This window comes from Enterobacter sp. MGH119, assembly GCF_001037675.1.
Classification (GTDB): Bacteria; Pseudomonadota; Gammaproteobacteria; order Enterobacterales; family Enterobacteriaceae; genus Enterobacter; species Enterobacter hormaechei_C.
Window position 1 is genome coordinate 289,903 of record NZ_KQ089933.1, and the last position, 19,343, is coordinate 309,245.

The 19,343-nt window shown below is 56.5% G+C and carries 15 protein-coding genes; 8 read left to right on the plus strand and 7 right to left on the minus strand.

Translation table 11 applies throughout. From position 1 onward, the window contains the following. The first annotated feature begins 162 nt into the window (after window positions 1–162). Window positions 163–1,047 (plus strand): ROK family protein, encoded by an 885-nt coding sequence (locus tag SK53_RS20025; protein WP_003860164.1) that lies wholly within the window; start codon window positions 163–165, stop codon window positions 1,045–1,047. Window positions 1,048–1,050: 3 nt separating this feature from the next. Here the strand turns inward: SK53_RS20025 and selB are convergent, their stop codons facing one another. From selB to SK53_RS20040, 3 genes are all read right to left on the minus strand, one after another. Next, entirely contained in the window at window positions 1,051–2,889 is a 1,839-nt protein-coding gene (gene selB / locus SK53_RS20030; RefSeq protein WP_023315017.1) for a selenocysteine-specific translation elongation factor, read from the minus strand. Next, the gene (gene selA, locus SK53_RS20035; protein WP_022652040.1) at window positions 2,886–4,271 is read right to left on the minus strand and encodes an L-seryl-tRNA(Sec) selenium transferase; all 1,386 of its coding nucleotides are present in this window, start codon (window positions 4,269–4,271) and stop codon (window positions 2,886–2,888) included. The genes selB and selA overlap by 4 nt, the downstream gene beginning before the upstream one ends. Before the next feature lie 103 nt (window positions 4,272–4,374). After that, complete coding sequence (locus SK53_RS20040; protein WP_015572763.1) at window positions 4,375–4,983, minus strand: glutathione S-transferase; 609 nt, start codon at window positions 4,981–4,983, stop codon at window positions 4,375–4,377. A gap of 436 nt (window positions 4,984–5,419) precedes the next feature. Here SK53_RS20040 and SK53_RS20045 point away from each other — a divergent pair, with 436 nt between their 5' ends. From SK53_RS20045 to SK53_RS20060, 4 genes are all read left to right on the plus strand, one after another. After that, entirely contained in the window at window positions 5,420–7,327 is a 1,908-nt protein-coding gene (locus SK53_RS20045) for a PTS mannitol transporter subunit IICBA (RefSeq protein ID WP_023315019.1), read from the plus strand. Window positions 7,328–7,428: 101 nt separating this feature from the next. Next, window positions 7,429–8,577 (plus strand): mannitol-1-phosphate 5-dehydrogenase, encoded by a 1,149-nt coding sequence (mtlD, locus tag SK53_RS20050; RefSeq protein WP_017382581.1) that lies wholly within the window; start codon window positions 7,429–7,431, stop codon window positions 8,575–8,577. Continuing rightward, window positions 8,574–9,164 carry a mannitol operon repressor MtlR gene (gene mtlR / locus SK53_RS20055; protein WP_023315021.1) on the plus strand — a complete coding sequence of 197 codons (591 nt, stop codon included), beginning with the start codon at window positions 8,574–8,576 and terminating at the stop codon, window positions 9,162–9,164. Before mtlD ends, mtlR begins: the two co-directional genes overlap by 4 nt. Window positions 9,165–9,222: 58 nt before the next feature. Further along, window positions 9,223–9,585, plus strand: a complete 363-nt coding sequence (locus SK53_RS20060; RefSeq protein WP_022652042.1) for a YibL family ribosome-associated protein — start codon at window positions 9,223–9,225, stop codon at window positions 9,583–9,585. A gap of 32 nt (window positions 9,586–9,617) precedes the next feature. On the opposite strand, the gene SK53_RS20065 is transcribed toward SK53_RS20060, so the two are convergent. From SK53_RS20065 to SK53_RS20080, 4 genes are read right to left on the minus strand one after another with little or no spacing between them, the layout of a single operon-like run. Then, a complete protein-coding gene (locus SK53_RS20065; RefSeq protein WP_048209922.1) occupies window positions 9,618–10,712 on the minus strand; it encodes a fimbrial protein in 1,095 nt (364 codons plus the stop codon). Window positions 10,713–10,721: 9 nt separating this feature from the next. Beyond that, a complete protein-coding gene (locus SK53_RS20070; protein ID WP_053070170.1) occupies window positions 10,722–13,202 on the minus strand; it encodes a fimbria/pilus outer membrane usher protein in 2,481 nt (826 codons plus the stop codon). Between the two features lie 4 nt (window positions 13,203–13,206). After that, a complete protein-coding gene (locus tag SK53_RS20075; RefSeq protein ID WP_048209923.1) occupies window positions 13,207–13,881 on the minus strand; it encodes a fimbrial biogenesis chaperone in 675 nt (224 codons plus the stop codon). A 30-nt stretch (window positions 13,882–13,911) separates the two neighbouring features. Beyond that, window positions 13,912–14,493, minus strand: coding sequence for a fimbrial protein (locus tag SK53_RS20080; protein WP_003860173.1), 582 nt, complete (start codon window positions 14,491–14,493; stop codon window positions 13,912–13,914). 1,099 nt (window positions 14,494–15,592) lie between these two features. Here SK53_RS20080 and lldP point away from each other — a divergent pair. From lldP to lldD, 3 genes are read left to right on the plus strand one after another with little or no spacing between them, the layout of a single operon-like run. Continuing rightward, entirely contained in the window at window positions 15,593–17,248 is a 1,656-nt protein-coding gene (lldP, locus tag SK53_RS20085) for an L-lactate permease (RefSeq protein ID WP_003860175.1), read from the plus strand. Beyond that, window positions 17,245–18,018 carry a transcriptional regulator LldR gene (gene lldR, locus SK53_RS20090; RefSeq protein WP_006808630.1) on the plus strand — a complete coding sequence of 258 codons (774 nt, stop codon included), beginning with the start codon at window positions 17,245–17,247 and terminating at the stop codon, window positions 18,016–18,018. Before lldP ends, lldR begins: the two co-directional genes overlap by 4 nt. Continuing rightward, a complete protein-coding gene (gene lldD, locus SK53_RS20095; RefSeq protein WP_032665644.1) occupies window positions 18,015–19,202 on the plus strand; it encodes a quinone-dependent L-lactate dehydrogenase in 1,188 nt (395 codons plus the stop codon). Before lldR ends, lldD begins: the two co-directional genes overlap by 4 nt. Window positions 19,203–19,343: the final 141 nt, after the last annotated feature.

The following is a 19,343-nucleotide window of genomic DNA, read 5'->3' on the forward strand; positions in this document are numbered from 1 at the left end:
GTCTCCTTGCAGTAGGTGTACAACAAGGGTAGTTCCGGCTGGTGGTTTTCTCGCCAGTCGGTAACGGGTTTACGAGCCGTATCACGGATTACCGTACTTTACGTTTCGTTTCTGCCGCCAGAGCCATACTTAATAGCTCAGGGGCTCATGAGGAACGATGCAATGCAGCTATTTATCGGCTTTGACGTGGGCGGAACCCACATCAAACACGGCGTGATTAACGAAAACGGCGAAGAACTGACATCCGATGAATATGATACGCCTGACGATGAAAGCACCTTCAAACAGAAGTGGAAAGCGGTGGTGGATAAGTACCGCCAGGAGCATGAGATCGTCGGCATCGGCGTGAGTTTTCCGGGCCACATCAATCACCATACCGGCGAAGCGGCCAAGGCCGGGGCGCTGGATTACCTTGACGGTGAAAACCTGTGCGAGCTTTTCGCACAGCTGACCGATCTCCCCGTAACAACCGAAAATGACGCCAACTGCGCGGCGCTGGGCGAACGCTGGCAGGGCGCCGGCAAGGACTATGAGCATTTTGTCTGCATCACCATCGGCACCGGCATCGGCGGCGGTATCGTCATGGAGGGCGATCTCTACCGTGGGTCGCACTACCGGGCGGGTGAGTTTGGCGTGCTGCCCGTTGGCAACAACGGCGAGCCGATGCACGAAGTGGCGTCAGCCAGCGGCCTGATGAAAGCCTGCCGCCGCGCGCTGGCCGTGTCGGAAGATGAGATGCCTGACGGTGAGGAGCTGTTTAAACGCATGGACAGCGACGTGCATCTGCGTGAGGCCATAGAAGAGTGGGCGCATTTCCTCTCGCGCGGCATCTACAGCGTGATCTCCATGTTTGATCCGCAGGCGGTGCTGATTGGCGGCGGCATTAGCGAGCAGGAGAAAATCTATCTCCTGCTGGATAAATACCTACAGCGATTCGAGGAGTGGGAGGCGCTCCGGGTGCCCATCCTTCCCTGCGAGCTGGGTAACCAGGCGGGAAGGCTGGGCGCGGTCTGGCTGGCTAAGCAGAAACAGGCGCGCAGCGCTTAACGCTTACGGAAATAACTGCGCGTCGCGTAGCACATGGTCATTGCCACGACGACGCGTAAACCCGATGCGGTTGAAATACTCCAGGATCTGAATCGCCAGTTTGCGTCCCACATTCAGCCGATCGCGGAAGTCTGCGGCGCAGGTTGATCCGCGCGCCTGATCCAGCTCCCGGATCAGGTTCGCAAACGCTACGATCCGATCGTTGCGGTAATAACGATCTTTCACGATCGCCACAATCATCCCCTGCTGTGCCGCATGGCGCAGTACCTGACGCATCAGCTGCTCATCGGTATTGGTTTCACGCGCCAGATCGCGCACCCACCACGGTTCATCGCCAAACAGCGCCGCCACTTTTTGCCAGACCGCGTCCTGCTCAGCGGTAAAACCGGCCTTGTGTTCCGGCAGGTGTAGCCAGCCGTGATGACTTGCAATAACGCCGCTTTCACGCATGTTTTCAATCAGCAACAGCACCAGCGCGTCGTCTTCCATGGGCAACGCCATGCGCCGCAGACGTTCACGGCCCGGGCCGGGCTCATCCTGATGCTGTTCATGGTAGGTCGCCAGCGTGCTCAGCACTTTGCGCTGCCAGCGCGCCGCCACCGGCGCGTTCAGCAGGCTGTTCCCGGCCTGAATAAAACCTGGCTCCTGCGTCAGAAGACGCAATCCTTCGCCGCTGAGCTGGCGCGCCCAGGCGAACGCCGCCAGATCCACCGCGCCACGCTCAAGGTGGATATCTAACGCAGACTTATCATCGCGGGTCTGGGCCAGCGCGGCCAGCCACTGTAAATACTCGGGCTTACGTTTGCCGCGACGGGGCGGATCCAGCATGACCACGCGCGCGCCCGCCAGCGTTTCCCGCGCCGAAATATCGCGCAGAACCAGGCGGTCGTTATCCGCCAGCCAGAGCGGGGAGTCGAACACCAGTTCGGCGAGATCGTTTTCCAGCAGCGACACGCGTCCGGTGATGTGGCTGGCCGCGTGGTGGATATGCAGCGGCTGCCACTGGGTCAGCGGCGTATGGGTCTGGAGAGAAACGATAATCCGTTCAGAGGGCTCCGGCGGCGCGTCGGCCAGCAGCCAGTCGCCGCGGTTAAGCTGGTCTTTTTCGGCATCACCGGCAATATTCAGCGCGATACGCTGCCCGGCGTGGGCCTGTTCCACCGGCTGGTTTTGCGCATGAAGCCCGCGCACGCGCATCGGTTTGTTCACGCCCGTGAGCCACAGGGTATCGCCCACGTTCACTTCCCCGCTCAGCGCGGTACCGGTCACCACCAGCCCAGCCCCTTTCACGGTAAACGCCCTGTCGATCGCCAGACGGAAGCGGTGATGGCTGGCCTGTTCACGAGACGGGATCTGCTGCAAATGGTTGCGAAGAGCATCGATACCGCGGCCTTCTGTCGCTACGGTGACAAACAGTGCGACATCCTTAAAACCGTATTCACTCAGCGCCGCCAGCACCTCTTGACGCACCTCGTCGATACGCGCCTCATCCACACGGTCCGCTTTGGTGAGGGCGACGGTCAACTGCGGGTTTCCCGTCAGCTGGAGGATCGCCAGATGCTCGCGCGTTTGCGCCATCACCCCGTCATCGCACGCGACCACCAGCAGAGCGTGATCGATCCCGCCCACGCCCGCGAGCATATTGGAAAGAAACTTCTCGTGGCCGGGCACGTCGATAAAGCCCAGCACGCGACCGTCGGGCTGCGGCCAGTAGGCGTAACCCAGGTCAATGGTCATGCCGCGCTTTTTCTCTTCCGGCAGGCGATCGGCATTCACGCCCGTAATGGCCTGCAATAACGTGGTTTTGCCGTGGTCAACGTGACCGGCGGTGGCAATAATCATTTCAACATCATCTCCAGAAACCGCACTTCATCTTCCAGACAGCGTAAATCCAGCCACATGCGCCCGTCACCGATCCGGCCAATCACCGGCGTCGGTAATGCGCGCCAGCGCGCCGACAGCGCCTCAAGCTGGCTTCCGCGTCCGTCGCGCGGGGTGAACGTCAGCGCTTCGCTCGGTAACCTGTCCACCGGCAGCGAGCCGCTGCCAATTTGCGACAGGCAAGGCTCGATACGAACTTCAAACTCAGGGTAATGAGGAGCAACCTGCGGCAGTAGCGCTTCCGCCTGCGCGCGAACAGAGGCCGCATCACGGCTCAGCAAACGCAACGTGGGCAGGCGGTCAGCCAGTTTCTCCGGGTGGAGATAGAGCCGCAGCGTGGCTTCCAGCGCGGCCAGCGTCATTTTATCGGCACGCAGGGCGCGCTTCAGCGGATGCTGCTGTAGCTGCGCAATCAGTTCGCGCCTGCCGACGATAATACCCGCCTGCGGCCCGCCCAGCAGTTTATCGCCAGAGAAACTAACCAGGCTTACGCCCGCGGCAACCATTTCCTGCACCATTGGCTCTTTTGGCAGACCATACTGGCGCATATCCACCAGCGACCCACTGCCAAGATCGGCAATCACCGGCACGTTTAGCTCGCGCCCGATGGCGGCCAGTTCAGCCTCTTCCACCGTTTTGGTGAAACCCTCAATGTGGTAATTGCTGGTATGCACTTTCATCAGCAGGGCGGTGTTTTCATTCACCGCCGCGCGATAATCTTTTGCATGGGTACGGTTGGTTGTGCCCACTTCATGCAGCGTGCAGCCCGCCTGGCGCATGACATCCGGAATACGAAACGCACCGCCGATCTCCACCAGCTCGCCGCGAGAGACGACAACCTCTTTTCCGCTCGCGGTGGCCGCCAGCATTAATAGCACCGCCGCCGCGTTGTTATTCACAATGCAGGCATCTTCCGCGCCGGTGATCTGGCAGAGAAGATCCGCCAGCGCGCGATCGCGATGTCCGCGCCCGGCGCCGTCCAGATCGTACTCCAGCGTCACCGGCGAGCGCATGGCCCGGGTGACGGCCTCTATTGCCTCTTCTGCCTGCTGTGCCCGGCCCAGATTGGTGTGCAGAACCGTGCCTGTCAGGTTAATAACCGGGCGCAACGCGCTTTGCGCGTGCTTGCTCAACCTCCTTTCAACTTCCTGCGCCCATGCCTCGCACCAGCCGGGTAGCGCGTTCTCAGCCTGAATATGGCGACGCGCATCGTCCTGAAGCTGGCGTAGCATGTCGACCGTTGCAGTATGGCCAAACTGCTCCAGCACCGCAGTGATGCGCGGGTCACGAAGCAGACGATCGGTAGCGGGGATCTGGCTGTAGAGGGAATGATGAGTAGTCATGAATGCGCCTGGCGAGTAAATATCTTCCCCCCTCCCGACGGGAGAGGGAGTTAACATGTGGGGGGATTGTACCGCCTCCCGCCAGGAAGTGTTATAACCCGCATCAAGCCTTTGGCGGTTCAGTCCGGGCGAAACTTTCGCGCTGGAAGAGCGTCTCCGCCAGTTTGACCAGCAGCGGACGATCTACGCACCAGCCCGGCGAGACGCGGCGGAAATTGAGGTAGCCGATGGCGCAGGCGATGGCGATCGTCGCCAGATTCAGGCTATCGCTCTGAATTTTCCCGTCGCGGATCAGCTGTTCGCACATATCCAGGCTGCGGCTGATTTTTTCGCGCTGGCGCAGCAGCTCATTTTCTGACTGCTGGGCGGCGGGCCTTGCCTGCTCGCGTACGGACGTTAATGCCGCATCCATAATGCCATCCGCCAGGGCTTCAATTTGCTTCATCGCCAGCGCTGCTTTTGGATCCGCCGGCAGCATGGCCGGCGCAACGCCAAGCAGCTCGATGTACTCCGCAATGATCGGGGAATCAAACCAGTAGTCGCCCTCGTCCGTTACCAGCGCCGGGACTTTCCCCAGCGGGTTGTACTGCGCAACGCCGTTCTCAGCGTTGTAGGGTTGTTCATTTACGAATTCAAATTCAATCCCTTTCTCCAGCAGGAGAATCGAAATCTTACGCACGAAAGGACTTGTATAACTGCCGATGAGTTTCATTGCTTATCCTTAATGCCCACAAAGAGGTCAGTATGGATCAAGCCGTGGTAAAAGACAGGTGTGCGTATCGCATTCCTGTCGTGAGGGGATACGGGAGAAATCTGCATAAAAATATTTTGTGAATCAAATCACAATCTGAAAACAAACAGCCAACTTAACATTGTGATATTAATCACAAAAACCCGCCCATTTTGGCGTAATTCTGAACGATGTATTTTTTTTACACACTCATTATGTGATCGCGATCACTTCATTAATGTCCTCACCCCCTACATTCATGTGATTCAGATCACACAAAATTTCGCTGTCTGGACAGTTGAACGATTCAGTGCCAGATTTCACAGCATCAGAACAGGGCCCGGCTACCTCTGCCGCCGCACATTAACGATAAACCTCGGGCCACAAGCCTAAGCGTAAACATAAGAAGGGGTGTTTTATGTCATCCGATTTCAAGATCAAAGTGCAAAGCTTTGGTCGTTTCCTCAGCAACATGGTGATGCCAAATATCGGCGCGTTTATCGCGTGGGGTATTATCACCGCATTATTTATTCCGACAGGGTGGTTGCCTAACGAAACGCTGGCGAAACTTGTTGGCCCAATGATTACGTACCTGCTGCCGCTGCTCATCGGTTATACCGGTGGTCGTCTGGTGGGCGGTGACCGTGGTGGCGTCGTGGGTGCCATCACAACCATGGGGGTGATCGTCGGTGCGGATATGCCGATGTTCCTCGGTGCGATGATTGCCGGTCCTCTGGGCGGCTGGGCGATTAAGAAATTTGACGTCTGGGTTGATGGCAAGATCAAATCCGGCTTCGAAATGCTGGTGAACAACTTCTCCGCGGGCATCATCGGGATGATCCTCGCGATTCTGGCGTTCCTCGGCATTGGCCCGGCGGTTGAAGTGCTCTCCAAGCTGCTGGCTGCGGGCGTTAACTTCATGGTGGCGCATGACATGCTGCCGCTGGCGTCAATCTTCGTTGAACCGGCGAAAATCCTGTTCCTGAACAACGCCATCAACCATGGTATCTTCTCACCGCTGGGGATTCAGCAGTCACACGATCTCGGCAAGTCCATCTTCTTCCTGATTGAAGCGAACCCGGGTCCGGGTATGGGCGTTCTGCTGGCATACATGTTCTTTGGTCGCGGCAGCGCGAAACAGTCTGCTGGCGGCGCGGCGATCATTCACTTCCTGGGCGGTATTCACGAAATTTACTTCCCGTATGTACTGATGAACCCACGCCTGATCCTGGCCGTTATCCTCGGCGGTATGACCGGCGTGTTCACCCTGAGCGTACTGGGCGGCGGTCTGGTCTCTCCGGCTTCTCCAGGCTCTATCCTGGCGGTGCTGGCGATGACCCCGAAAGGCGCCTACTTCGCGAACATCGCGGCGATCTGTGCGGCCATGGCGGTCTCCTTCGTGGCCTCCGCTATCCTGCTGAAAACCAGCAAGGTGAAAGAAGACGACGATATCGAAGCGGCAACCCGTCGTATGCATGACATGAAAGCCGAATCCAAAGGCGCAACGCCGCTGGCGGCAGGCGATGTCTCTAACGACCTGAGCCACGTTCGTAAAATCATCGTTGCCTGCGATGCCGGTATGGGCTCCAGCGCAATGGGTGCGGGCGTGCTGCGTAAGAAAGTGCAGGATGCGGGTCTGACCAACATCTCCGTCACCAACAGCGCGATTAACAGCCTGCCGCCGGACGTTGACCTGGTGATCACGCACCGCGATCTGACCGAACGCGCTATGCGTCAGGTACCGCAGGCGCAACACATTTCCCTGACCAACTTCCTCGACAGCGGCCTGTACACGAGCCTGACCGAACGTCTGGTGGCGGCGCAGCGCCATGAAGATAACGAAGTGAAAGTACGTACCAGCCTGCAAGACAGCTTCGACGAGAGCAACGCGCATCTGTTCAAACTGGGCGCAGAAAACATCTTCCTTGGCCGCACGGCGACCAATAAAGAAGAGGCCATTCGCTTCGCCGGTGAGCAGCTGGTGAAAGGTGGCTACGTTCAGCCGGAATACGTTGAGGCGATGCTGGAGCGTGAAAAGCTGACCCCAACCTACCTGGGTGAATCCATCGCGGTTCCACACGGTACGGTGGAAGCCAAAGACCGCGTGCTGAAAACCGGCGTGGTGTTCTGTCAGTATCCTGATGGCGTGCGCTTCGGTGAAGAAGAGGACGACATCGCCCGTCTGGTGATTGGTATCGCCGCTCGCAACAACGAGCATATCCAGGTGATTACCAGCCTGACCAACGCGCTGGATGACGAAACGGTTATTGAGCGTCTGGCCAACACCACCAGCGTTGAAGAAGTTCTGGCCCTGCTTAACAAATAACGGTACTCCTCCCTCTCCCCCCCGGGGAGAGGGCTAGGGTGAGGGGAAAACGTTCCTCACCCCAGCCCTCTCGGGTAAAAACATTGATGAAGGTTAACACTATGAAAGCATTACATTTTGGCGCAGGTAATATTGGTCGTGGCTTTATCGGTAAACTGCTGGCAGACGCGGGCATTACCCTGACATTCGCCGATGTGAATCAGGTGGTTCTGGATGCCCTGAATGCCCGTCATAGCTATCAGGTTCACGTGGTGGGTGAAAACGAACAGGTTGAAACGGTCTCTGGCGTCAACGCGGTAAGCAGCATTGGCGACGATGTTATCGATCTTATTGCCAGCGTTGATCTGGTCACCACAGCCGTGGGTCCGGTAGTGCTTGAGCGTATCGCCCCGGCGGTCGCGAAAGGCCTGGCGAAGCGTAAAGCACAGGGCGTTGAAACGCCGCTGAACATCATCGCCTGTGAAAACATGGTGCGCGGCACCACGCAGCTGAAAGGCCACGTTCTTGCGGCCGTCGCCGACGAAGATAAAGCCTGGGTTGAAGCGCACGTAGGTTTTGTTGATTCCGCCGTGGATCGCATCGTTCCGCCGTCAGCATCCGCCACCAACGACCCGCTGGAAGTGACCGTGGAAACCTTCAGCGAGTGGATCGTTGATAAAACCCAGTTTAAGGGCGCGCTGCCGACCATTCCGGGAATGGAATTAACCGATAACCTGATGGCATTTGTCGAACGTAAACTCTTCACGCTGAACACCGGGCATGCTATAACCGCGTACCTCGGAAAATTGGCCGGTCATCAGACCATTCGTGACGCGATCCTCGATGAGAACATCCGTGCGGTGGTCAAAGGGGCAATGGAAGAGAGCGGCGCGGTGCTGATCAAACGCTACGGTTTTGATGCTGATAAACACGCAGCATACATCCAGAAAATCCTCGGTCGTTTTGAAAACCCGTATCTGAAAGATGACGTTGAGCGCGTGGGTCGTCAGCCGCTGCGTAAACTGAGCGCGGGCGATCGCCTGATTAAACCGCTGCTGGGCACGCTGGAATACGGCCTGCCGCACGCTAACCTGGTGAAGGGAATCGCTGCCGCAATGCACTACCGCAGCGAGCAGGACCCGCAGGCAATTGAGCTGGCTCAGCTGATTGATGACAAAGGCGCGCAGGCTGCGCTGGCGCAGATCTCCGGTCTGGATGCCAACAGTGACGTAGTTGCGGAGGCGGTCAGCGCATACAACGCAACCAAATGATGCAGAGTCCGGCGCAGGTGAGCCTGCGCCCGAATAACAGATTGTCAGATATGCAGGCAATAATGGAACAAACCCAGGCCTTTGAAAATCGTGTGCTTGAGCGTCTGAATGCTGGCAAAACCGTACGAAGTTTCCTGATTACCGCCGTCGAGCTGTTAACCGAGGCGGTAAACATTCTGGTGCTTCAGGTGTTTCGCAAAGACGACTACGCGGTAAAGTATGCTGTAGAACCGTTACTGGACGGAGACGGACCGCTGGGCGATTTGTCGGTACGGCTGAAGCTGATTTACGGTCTCGGCGTGCTGAACCGTCAGGAGTATGAAGACGCCGAGCTGTTAATGGCGCTGCGCGAAGAGCTCAATCATGACGGCAATGAGTACACCTTTACCGATGATGAGATACTGGGGCCCTTCGGCGAACTGCACTGCGTATCCGCGCTCCCTCCCGCACCTCAGTTTGATAACAGCGACCCAGAGCTGTACGCGATGCAAAAGCTGCGTTATCAACAGGTTGTCCGCTCCACCATGGTGCTTTCCCTGACTGAGCTGATTTCTAAAATCAGCTTAAAAAAAGCGTTTCAGAAGTAAGCCCGCACACATTGGTGTATCCTTCCCTGTAAATTCCCCGTTTTCAGAGTTATTTGTCATGAAAGAAGTCGAAAAGAACGAAATTAAACGCCTGAGCGACCGTCTGGATATGATCCGCCATCAGATGGCCGGCCTCTCCCTTGTTGATTCCGCCGAGAAATATGCCGAGCTGGAAAAAGAGTCCGTGAAGCTGGAGGCGGAAATTGAACGCCTGCGCGAAGTGAAAGGCCAGAAGCTGAGTAAAGAAGCGCAGAAGCTGATGAACATGCCGCATCGCCGCGCGATCACCAAAAAAGAGCAGGCCGACATGGGCAAGCTGAAGAAAAGCGTCCGTGGCCTGGTGGTGGTGCACCCGATGACTGAGCTTGGCCGCGAAATGGGCCTGAAAGAGATGACGGGTTTTTGTAAGACCGCGTTCTGATCGTCCTCCCCTGCCGCTGCGGCAGGGGAAACTCAGTTGTAAATCAGGTTAAACGTGGCCATCGCATCCGCTTTTCCCGCCGTCACGTTCGCTTCCGTCTGAATGTAATGCGCATCAAACCAGAAGGTTTGCGTCTGGTTATCCCCTACTTGCCCAAGCGCTGACACCTGCGGGGTGTTCCACGGTACCACCTGCCCCTGAACCGAACCGGTATTGTCACCGTAAAACAGTTCGATCCCGACACCGCTGGCGCTATCCTCCTGCTTCGTCAACGCCAGCGCCCGATCGTTGCCCGGCGTGGTATCGCCAAAGAAACCCATCTTAACCGCCGTGTTATTTTCGCAAGTCACCGGAATGCTGAAGCGTCCGCCCCCGGCGCGGGAGCCGATGCCGTGAAATTCACGCTGGCTCACGCTCCCCATGGGAACAAGAATGCTGCGAGAGCCCACTGAACAGCTGGTACGCCTGACGGTGAAGCTGGCGAGATGAATCTGTACTGGTGTCGCCACGTTGGTGGCGCTGGCTTGATTTTCTCCCGCCTGCAATATCAGCGATCCGACATTTTGCTCCTGGGAGTTGGCGTTATCGTCAGGCATGGGGCTGGTCGTCGGGATTTTGTAAAACACCACCCAGAACTGCAATTTATACGTTGGGGCGCTGGCAAAGGCAGGATTCTGTGAGGCATCGCAGATACGCCGGGACTCGTTGCCATTCACCTGACTTGTGCCGTCAATATAGCGTACCGCATCGGCGCCGCAGTACTGCTGTTCCCGGAACCCCAGCGCGTAGCCGATGCCGTCGATCTGAGTTTTATAGACGTGACGTGACGCGCCGTCTTCACCCACCACGGTGCCGACGGGGTTATCCATGTCGACAAAGCCGATACTACGCCAGGCGTCATTCCCGCCATCACAGCTGTAGAAATCCGCCCCGGTAGACTGTATCGGCGCAGATATCGGCGTCCAGTCAGACGTGCCGGGCGCATACCCAATGGCATAAGGCACCTGAACGACCCACTGATCGCGCGTGGTGCGGCAGGTTGAAGTCTGGGCATGGGCATGAAAACTCAGCATGCCAAAAAGCGAAAGAAGGCTCAGATAGAAAAACCAGTGAATAAAGTGACGCATGATATTCCTCTAGTGGCACTCAAGAGACAGCGTAGCGATGCCGGGGGCCATATGAGCTTTCCCCAGTCTGAAAGGTGTCTGGCATTGCTGCTGCTCCCCGTTTTCATACCAGGTGACGCGCAGGGTGCCGCGCTCGGGTACTCCGCTCAGGTAGGCCTGACCGCCGTCAGCGACCATGCTTCGGTTTGCAGAATGGCGGTTCTGCTCCACCACTTCAGCCTGCGCGCCAAACGGCAACGGTTCACCGTGGTAGCGCAGGGAAAACAGAACGCGATAACCAATGTGGGTTTTGTAATTGGCCAGCACCACCGCGCCGCTGGTGGGAATGAGCGTCAGACCGCTCTGCTCAACGTCGACGTTCTCACCCAGCGTCGCCGTATCAAGGCTGACGGTATTTTTGCGATACGCCGAGAGCGTTGGCATGACCGCATAGCCGCGGCTGTCGGTATGGATCCCGTTGTAACCCTCCGGCTCAACGTTCGCCGCACCGGGCACGCGCAGCAGGGCGACGGTATCGCCCAGCGGCTCGCTAAGCGTGACGCCATACTGCGTGGCGATAACGCCTCCGGCGAGTCCGAGGCTCGCGTTGCTACCGCTTCGGCTGTGGTCATAACCGAGGCTGACGTTGCCGTAGCCACCGTTGTATTGCAGCGCCAGGCTGGTACTGTCGGCTTGTCCCTCGCTGGCCTTACTCTGCTGAACGCTGTAATTAAGGTTGCGATTCGCCAGCGCGCTGCCGTTGAGAGACATCTGCTGCGTGGTCATTCCACGATTGTTGTGGTTGATGAAGTAACTGACCGAGCTGTCCGGTAACCAGTGGCCAAGCGGAACATTGACGTTAAACGACACGGTGCGATCGGGATGCTGCTCACGCGCTGAGTCGGTGTAGTCATATCCCGCGCCCCAGGAAATGCCCCGCCAGCTGGTGTACCAGCCAATGTGGATGGTTTTATCCTGCCCGGACGTATGCCAGTAATCCTGCATCCATGCCGAGACGCTGAGGCTGCCGAACTGACCCAGCGTCTGTGAAAAGGTGACCTGCGAGCGGCTACGGCGATTATTGAGTTGCAGCTGTTGGCTGTCAGACTGATTCAGTTCACTAAATTCATAGTAATTGCGCGAGGCATAGCGATAACTCGCCAGGTTGAAGGCGGTGCCGGTAGCGCTGAAATCTTTCTGATACTGAATGCGCCACGCCTGCCCTATCGCGTTTTTGCCGTCGGGTAAATGGCTTTTTGCCAGCGTATCGTCAATGCCCAGCGAGCCAAATGCGCCAAACCCTCTGCCTATGCCAATTGCACCGGCCTGGTAGTTGCTCGCCGTACGAAAGCCGCCATACACCGTCATCATGGAGAGCAGACCGTAGAAAAAAGCGCCTTCAACAAACTCAGGCGAACGCGCATCGCCGGAGCCGGAGTGAAATCGTCCGGCGTTGAGACTGTATTTCAGGCTGCCCTGGCGTCGCATAAACGGCACCGCAGAATAGGGTTGGGTAAAGACGCGCGTTGAGCCGTCACTTTCCGTGACCGTAACCTGTAGATCGCCGCTTTGTGCGCCGGGGAACAGATCGTTAATGATAAATGGCCCGGCGGCCACCCAGGTTTCATAGATCACATAGCCATTTTGCGAAACGGAGACTTTAGCGAAGCTGTGTGCAACGCCGCGGATGGTTGGTGCGAAGCCGCGCTGGCTGTCGGGTAACATGCTCTCGCTGGACGAGAGCTGAACCCCGCGAAACGCCACGCTATCGAAGACGTCGCCTGCGGTCCAGGCATCGCCGATCCGTAGCTGGCTGTTAAGACGGCGAATATCCCGGATCAGCCAGCTACTTTGCGACTGAAAATGGTTGCCGCCCGCGTCGCTGTGGCTCCAGGCCGAAGTGTTGCGCAACCGCCACGCCCCCAGATTGATGCCGTTACGCAGGCTCAGATAGCTGGATGTCGTGACCCCGCTCTGATGACGGGCCTGACCGCCCGACAGACTGTAATCAGTAAATGCCGCCGGGATACCATCGTCCCACTGCGACTGCGGCACGTAGCCACGGCTGCGGTGTTTCATCGCCGCCTGCGGCAGGTTGAGAAAAAGGCGCTGTTGGTTGAAATCATAGGAGGTTCGCGCTGCCGGAATAAAATCCTCGAGGTGCGTGAACGTTTCTCCCTCCTGCAACCGGGAGAATGCAGGAATGGCCCCTACATTTACTCCAAGCGCTTCCAGCAGCGATACGCTAAAAACGGGTTGCAGGCTGCCTTTCTCATTGACGAAGGTGATCTCCTGATGCCGCTCCTCGCGTCCGTTAATCTCCAGCGTCACGAGCCAGGTGCCTGGCATCTGCCCGCCCTTTTCAGAGAAATAGTGCAGATCCGCCGTTTTCTGTTCAGTAGAGGAAAGCTCCAGCGCGGCGGGATCAAAGTAATCCTCGGCCATCCCCGCACGGCTGAAGCTAAGCAGCAACACTGAAAGCGGCGCGTAACGAAACAGGCGAAAAGGCATGATCTTAAAGAGGCTGGGTGTGGGTGGCGGTGATGGCACCAAAATCATTAATAGCCGACCAGCTTACGCCCCCGGAGGCGGACACAGGCCATTCACGGGTTTCCCCTGGACCGATCATGCCCGGCTGCTCAATTTTATGCCCGCCAACGGTCAGCCGATAAAAAGAGACGTAGTATGGCGTCAGGTTAGCGGCCTTAAGCCCTTTTCCCGTCCGCGAAAACGTTATTTTCTGCCAGGCAGTTGCAGCGTCCCCTTTCAGATTGTCCGGGCGGTAGAAAATTTTAAATTTCGATTTAACGTTAACTTGTAATTCGTTGCTGCTCTCTTTTGGCTTTGGCGCAATCGCTTTAATATCGAGCCAGAATACAGATTCACGATCTGTGGGCAGCGGAGCGCCGGTATATTGAATACGCAGCGTGTTGGTCTGCTCCGGATCAAGTCTGAACAGAGGTGGCGTGACAATAAATGGCGCAGCGTTATTTTTACCCTGCCCATCCCCTTCAACCCACGACTGAATAAGATAGGGAACCGCACTTTCCATATTAGAAACAGAAAATGCCACCTCCTTGCTGTGTTGTGGGTATACGATCCGTGTTCCCCCCATTACAACGCCAGCGGAAACTGACGCAGAACTAACCATTAATGCAGTGAGCATAATATACGATAAACGTTTCATCATTATTATCTCTGGAGGTGGCTGACAGTGAAATCAGTTATAAACCATCAGGAAGTTGGATACGGCGTTAACATCGCCGGCGTTGATTTCTGTGCCATCTTTGTCAAGTGCGGCATAGAAAGTTAATTCAGCATTGCCTTCATCATCCGGTGCGGTTGTTTCAGATACCGTACCCGGTTTAATCGCGGTGCTGCGATCGCTGTTATAAAGCTTCACGCCGACACCCGTCGCCATACCTTCACCTGGCGTAACCTGAAGCAGTGTGTCATTCACCGTATCTTTGGTTCCGTCAAACAGTACCGCAACCGATTCAACCGTCTCCGGGCAGTTTTCCACGTTGATTTTGAACTCGCGCGGCGTCGTTTCGTTGTGATCGTCAAAGTAGCTTTTTGCCCACGCCCCAAGGTCTACCGTTTTGTTTTTAGAGGCCGGAGTAATATCACAGGAAATAAGGGTAATCTTCCCGGTAAAATTGATCACCCCGCCCGTACTTTGCGAACCCGCACCGGTATCCAGAGAAGCATTAACGCCAGAATCACTGCTTGCCAGTACCGATTGAGAAGATAACAGCAGCCCCGCCGCGGCAATCGCCAGCGCCACATTTTTGATTTTCATTTGGAACACTTTCCCCTCTGTAAATTAAACAGATATAGACTTGTTGTACCAGGTACAATAACCGCTATAAGGATTTAAAAACGCCACCGAAAGGGTTTTAGCAGAATGGGTGACGCGACCTTATAGAATAAAGCAGGGTCCATCCCATGGTGATAATCCGTATATTTTCAGAAGGCCATACACAGATATCCTTCAACTGAGGAATGACTTCTGGCCGAAAATAACACTGAATACGTTGTGGTTAGTAATAAATTTAAAATCTTCTGTTACGTTGCTTCTGAATAAATAGTAAATCAAATGCCTTTTAACGTCTACGTATTGAAAAGTAATACGCCGCGCTTGTAAATATTCTGAAATTAACACTCAGCTAACAAATTTAACCCCTTTCCATTGCCCTAATAATTATTAATCTGCTTTTAATACCGCAACTAAATTACAAGAGAGTTAACTGATCATTGTTTGATCAATTTATTTCAGAATATTATTAGCCAAAAAATGTCACTTCAGCAAAAAATTCTTTCACTTTATCCTGAAAAATCACGGTTAAACAGGATATTTCCTTATCGATCAGCAATTGATCGTTTGTAATACACTGTTAAAATCTATATGTGAAATTTACCTTAATTAAAATTTTTTGCTACAGCTTCGATTTCGCATTTTTAACCAAAAAAATTTTTTATTTATTGGAAATATATCACTCTGATCACACATATACAGATTTTCAAAAACATAAATAAAACAAACAAACCTCATTTGATTCACGCAATATTATCACATACCCATTTTATTCAACCTCTTTTACGCGCCGTATCTGCTCAAAAGGCGAATGTAATGCCCTCCACCTGACTACCGCTCCCAACGCACGCGGTGAGTTGAACTTGCGGTTTTGGTCCTACCAATCATGCGTAAAGCTATCCATCGTTCACAGTTTCGATGCTCCACTTCACAAAAGCATTGCTGAATAGCAACACTTGGTTAACCATTTATTGCCATTAACCCTACATCACAATATTGGAAGGACCACTTTTACACTAAGTGTGACGCTGAGATGAGCAGAGACTCACCCGACGAACACCCGTGTGGTCCTCAGGAGACCTGCATGAGCCTCTGGCAACAAAACTACGATCCGGCCGGGAATATCTGGCTGTCGAGCCTGATCGCATCGCTACCGATCCTGTTCTTCTTCTTTGCGCTGATAAAGCTCAAGCTGAAGGGCTACCTTGCCGCAACGTACACCGTTGCCATCGCCCTGCTGGTGGCGCTGTTCTTCTATAAAATGCCGGTCGATCGCGCGCTGGCCTCCGTGGTGTATGGTTTCTTCTACGGCCTGTGGCCGATTGCGTGGATCATCATCGCCGCCGTCTTTGTCTACAAAATCTCGGTGAAAACCGGGCAGTTCGACATTATTCGCTCGTCGATTCTCTCTATTACACCGGACCAGCGTTTACAGATGCTGATTGTCGGTTTCTCCTTCGGGGCGTTCCTTGAAGGGGCGGCAGGATTTGGCGCGCCGGTGGCGATCACCGCCGCTCTGCTGGTCGGGCTGGGCTTTAATCCGCTGTATGCCGCTGGCCTGTGCCTGATTGTGAACACCGCCCCGGTGGCGTTTGGCGCGATGGGCATTCCGATTCTGGTGGCGGGCCAGGTGACCGGGCTGGACAGCTTCGAGATCGGCCAGATGGTGGGCCGCCAGCTGCCGTTCCTGACCATTATCGTGCTGTTCTGGATCATGGCGATTATGGACGGCTGGCGCGGCGTGAAGGAGACCTGGCCTGCGGTGATGGTAGCGGGCGGTTCGTTCGCCATTGCCCAGTATCTCAGCTCCAACTTCCTCGGCCCGGAACTGCCGGACATCATCTCTTCCCTGGTGTCGCTGGTCTGCCTGACGCTGTTCCTGAAACGCTGGCAGCCGGTACGTATCTTCCGCTTTGCTGACATGGGCGCATCGCACGTGGATCAGACGCTGGCGCGCACCGGCTATACCGCCGGACAGATTGTGCGCGCGTGGTCACCGTTCCTGTTCCTGACCGCCACCGTGACGCTGTGGAGCATTCCGCCGTTTAAAGCCCTGTTCGCCCCGGGCGGCGCGCTGTACGACATGGTGATTAATATCTCCGTGCCGTTCCTCGACAAAATGGTCGCCCGTATGCCGCCGGTGGTGCACGACGCCACGCCGTATGCGGCAGTGTTTAAGTTCGACTGGTTCTCAGCCACCGGTACGGCCATCCTGTTTGCCGCTATCCTTTCCGTTGTGTGGCTGCGCATGAAGCCTGCCGCCGCGGTACAGACCTTTGCGGCGACGATTAAAGAGCTGATGCTGCCGATTTACTCCATCGGCATGGTGCTGGCGTTCGCGTTTATTTCGAATTACTCCGGCCTGTCGTCGACGCTGGCGTTAGCGCTGGCGCATACCGGCCACGCGTTTACCTTCTTCTCGCCGTTCCTCGGCTGGCTGGGGGTGTTCCTGACCGGTTCAGATACGTCATCTAACGCCCTGTTTGCTGCCCTACAGGCCACGGCCGCGCAGCAGATTGGCGTCTCGGACGTGCTGCTGGTCGCTGCGAACACCACCGGCGGCGTGACCGGGAAGATGATCTCACCGCAGTCCATCGCCATTGCCTGTGCTGCGGTGGGGCTGGTAGGCAAAGAGTCGGATCTGTTCCGCTTTACCGTTAAACACAGCCTGATATTTACCTGCATGGTGGGCGTGATCACCACATTGCAGGCCTATGTCTTAACCTGGATGATTCCATGATAGTGATGCCCAGACGCCTGTCCGACGAGATTGCCACTCGCGTACGGGCGCTGATAGAAGAACAACAGCTGGAAGCGGGCATGAGATTGCCCGCCGAGCGTCAGCTTGCCGCTCAGCTTGGCGTGTCGCGCAACTCACTGCGCGAGGCGCTGGCGACGCTGGTTAGTGAAGGGGTGCTGCTGAGCCGTCGCGGCGGCGGCACCTTCGTGCGCTGGCAGCATGACGACTGGTCCGAACAAAACATCGTGCAGCCGCTGAAGACGCTGATGGAAAACGACCCGGACTACAGCTTCGACATCCTCGAAGCGCGTCACGCCATCGAAACCAGCACCGCGTGGCACGCGGCGATGCGGGCAACCGACGCCGACAAAGAGAAGCTCAAAGCCTGTTTTGAAGCCACGCAAAGCAGCGACCCGGACATCGCCTCCCAGGCGGACGTGCGGTTCCATCTGGCGATTGCCGAGGCCTCGCACAACGTGGTGCTGCTGCAAACCATGCGCGGGTTCTTCGACCTGCTGCAATCCTCCGTCAAGCAGAGCCGCCAGCGCATGTATCTGGTGCCGCCGGTGTTTGCCCAGCTGACCGAACAGCACGAGGCGGTGCTCAACGCCATTCTGGCCGGAGATGCCGAAGCCGCGCGCAAGGCGATGATGGCGCATCTCGGCTTCGTGCATACCACCATTAAACGATTCGATGAAGATCAGGCCCGACAGGCGCGTATTACCCGTCTGCCTGGCGAGAGTGATATTTCCAGGGAGAACAAAGCATGATTATTTCAGCAGCCAGTGACTATCGCGCCGCGGCGCAGCGCATTTTGCCCCCGTTCCTGTTCCACTATATCGACGGCGGGGCGTATGCCGAATATACCCTGCGCCGTAACGTGGAGGATCTGTCGGAAGTGGCCCTGCGCCAGCGCGTGCTGAAAAATATGTCTGACCTGAGCCTTGAGACGAAGCTGTTTAACGAGACGCTCTCCATGCCGGTAGCGCTCGCACCTGTCGGTTTATGTGGCATGTATGCCCGTCGCGGTGAAGTGCAGGCCGCCGCCGCCGCAGATGCCAAAGGCATTCCGTTTACCCTTTCCACCGTGTCCGTCTGCCCGATTGAAGAAGTCGCCCCGACCATCAAGCGCCCGATGTGGTTCCAGCTGTACGTCCTGCGCGATCGCGGTTTTATGCGCAACGCGCTGGAGCGCGCCAAAGCGGCGGGCTGCTCAACCCTGGTCTTTACCGTCGACATGCCGACCCCCGGCGCGCGCTACCGCGACGCCCACTCCGGCATGAGCGGCCCTAACGCGGCCCTGCGCCGTTACTGGCAGGCGGTGACGCACCCGCAGTGGGCGTGGGATGTCGGGTTGAACGGCCGTCCGCACGATCTGGGCAATATTTCGGCCTACCTGGGTAAACCGACCGGGCTGGAGGACTACATTGGCTGGCTGGCGAACAATTTCGATCCGTCGATCTCCTGGAAAGACCTGGAGTGGATCCGCGAATTCTGGGACGGCCCGATGGTGATCAAAGGGATCCTCGACCCGGAAGATGCCCGCGACGCGGTGCGTTTTGGCGCCGATGGGATCGTGGTCTCTAACCATGGTGGCCGCCAGCTTGATGGGGTGCTCTCCTCCGCCCGCGCCCTGCCGGCCATTGCCGATGCGGTGAAAGGCGATATTGCGATCCTGGCCGATAGCGGCATCCGTAACGGGCTGGACGTGGTGCGCATGATTGCGCTCGGCGCCGACAGCGTGCTGCTGGGCCGTGCTTACCTGTACGCGCTGGCCACCAGCGGCCAGGCGGGCGTGGCGAATCTGCTGAACCTGATCGAGAAAGAGATGAAAGTAGCGATGACCCTGACCGGGGCGAAGTCGATTAGCGAAATCAACAAAGACTCGCTGGTGCAGGAGCTCAGTAAGCTGCCTGCGGCGCTGGCCCCTCTTTCTCAGGGAAACGCGGCCTGATCTCCCCCGGTTAGCCTCCCCTTCTTCCGCGCCCGACTTTCCCCTCGGGCGCTTTTTTTGTCGAAAATAACACCTGCGTAACATTCTTGATAAGAAAATTTGACACACCCCGCCCCTCCGCAATTGTATAGACAAGCAAAT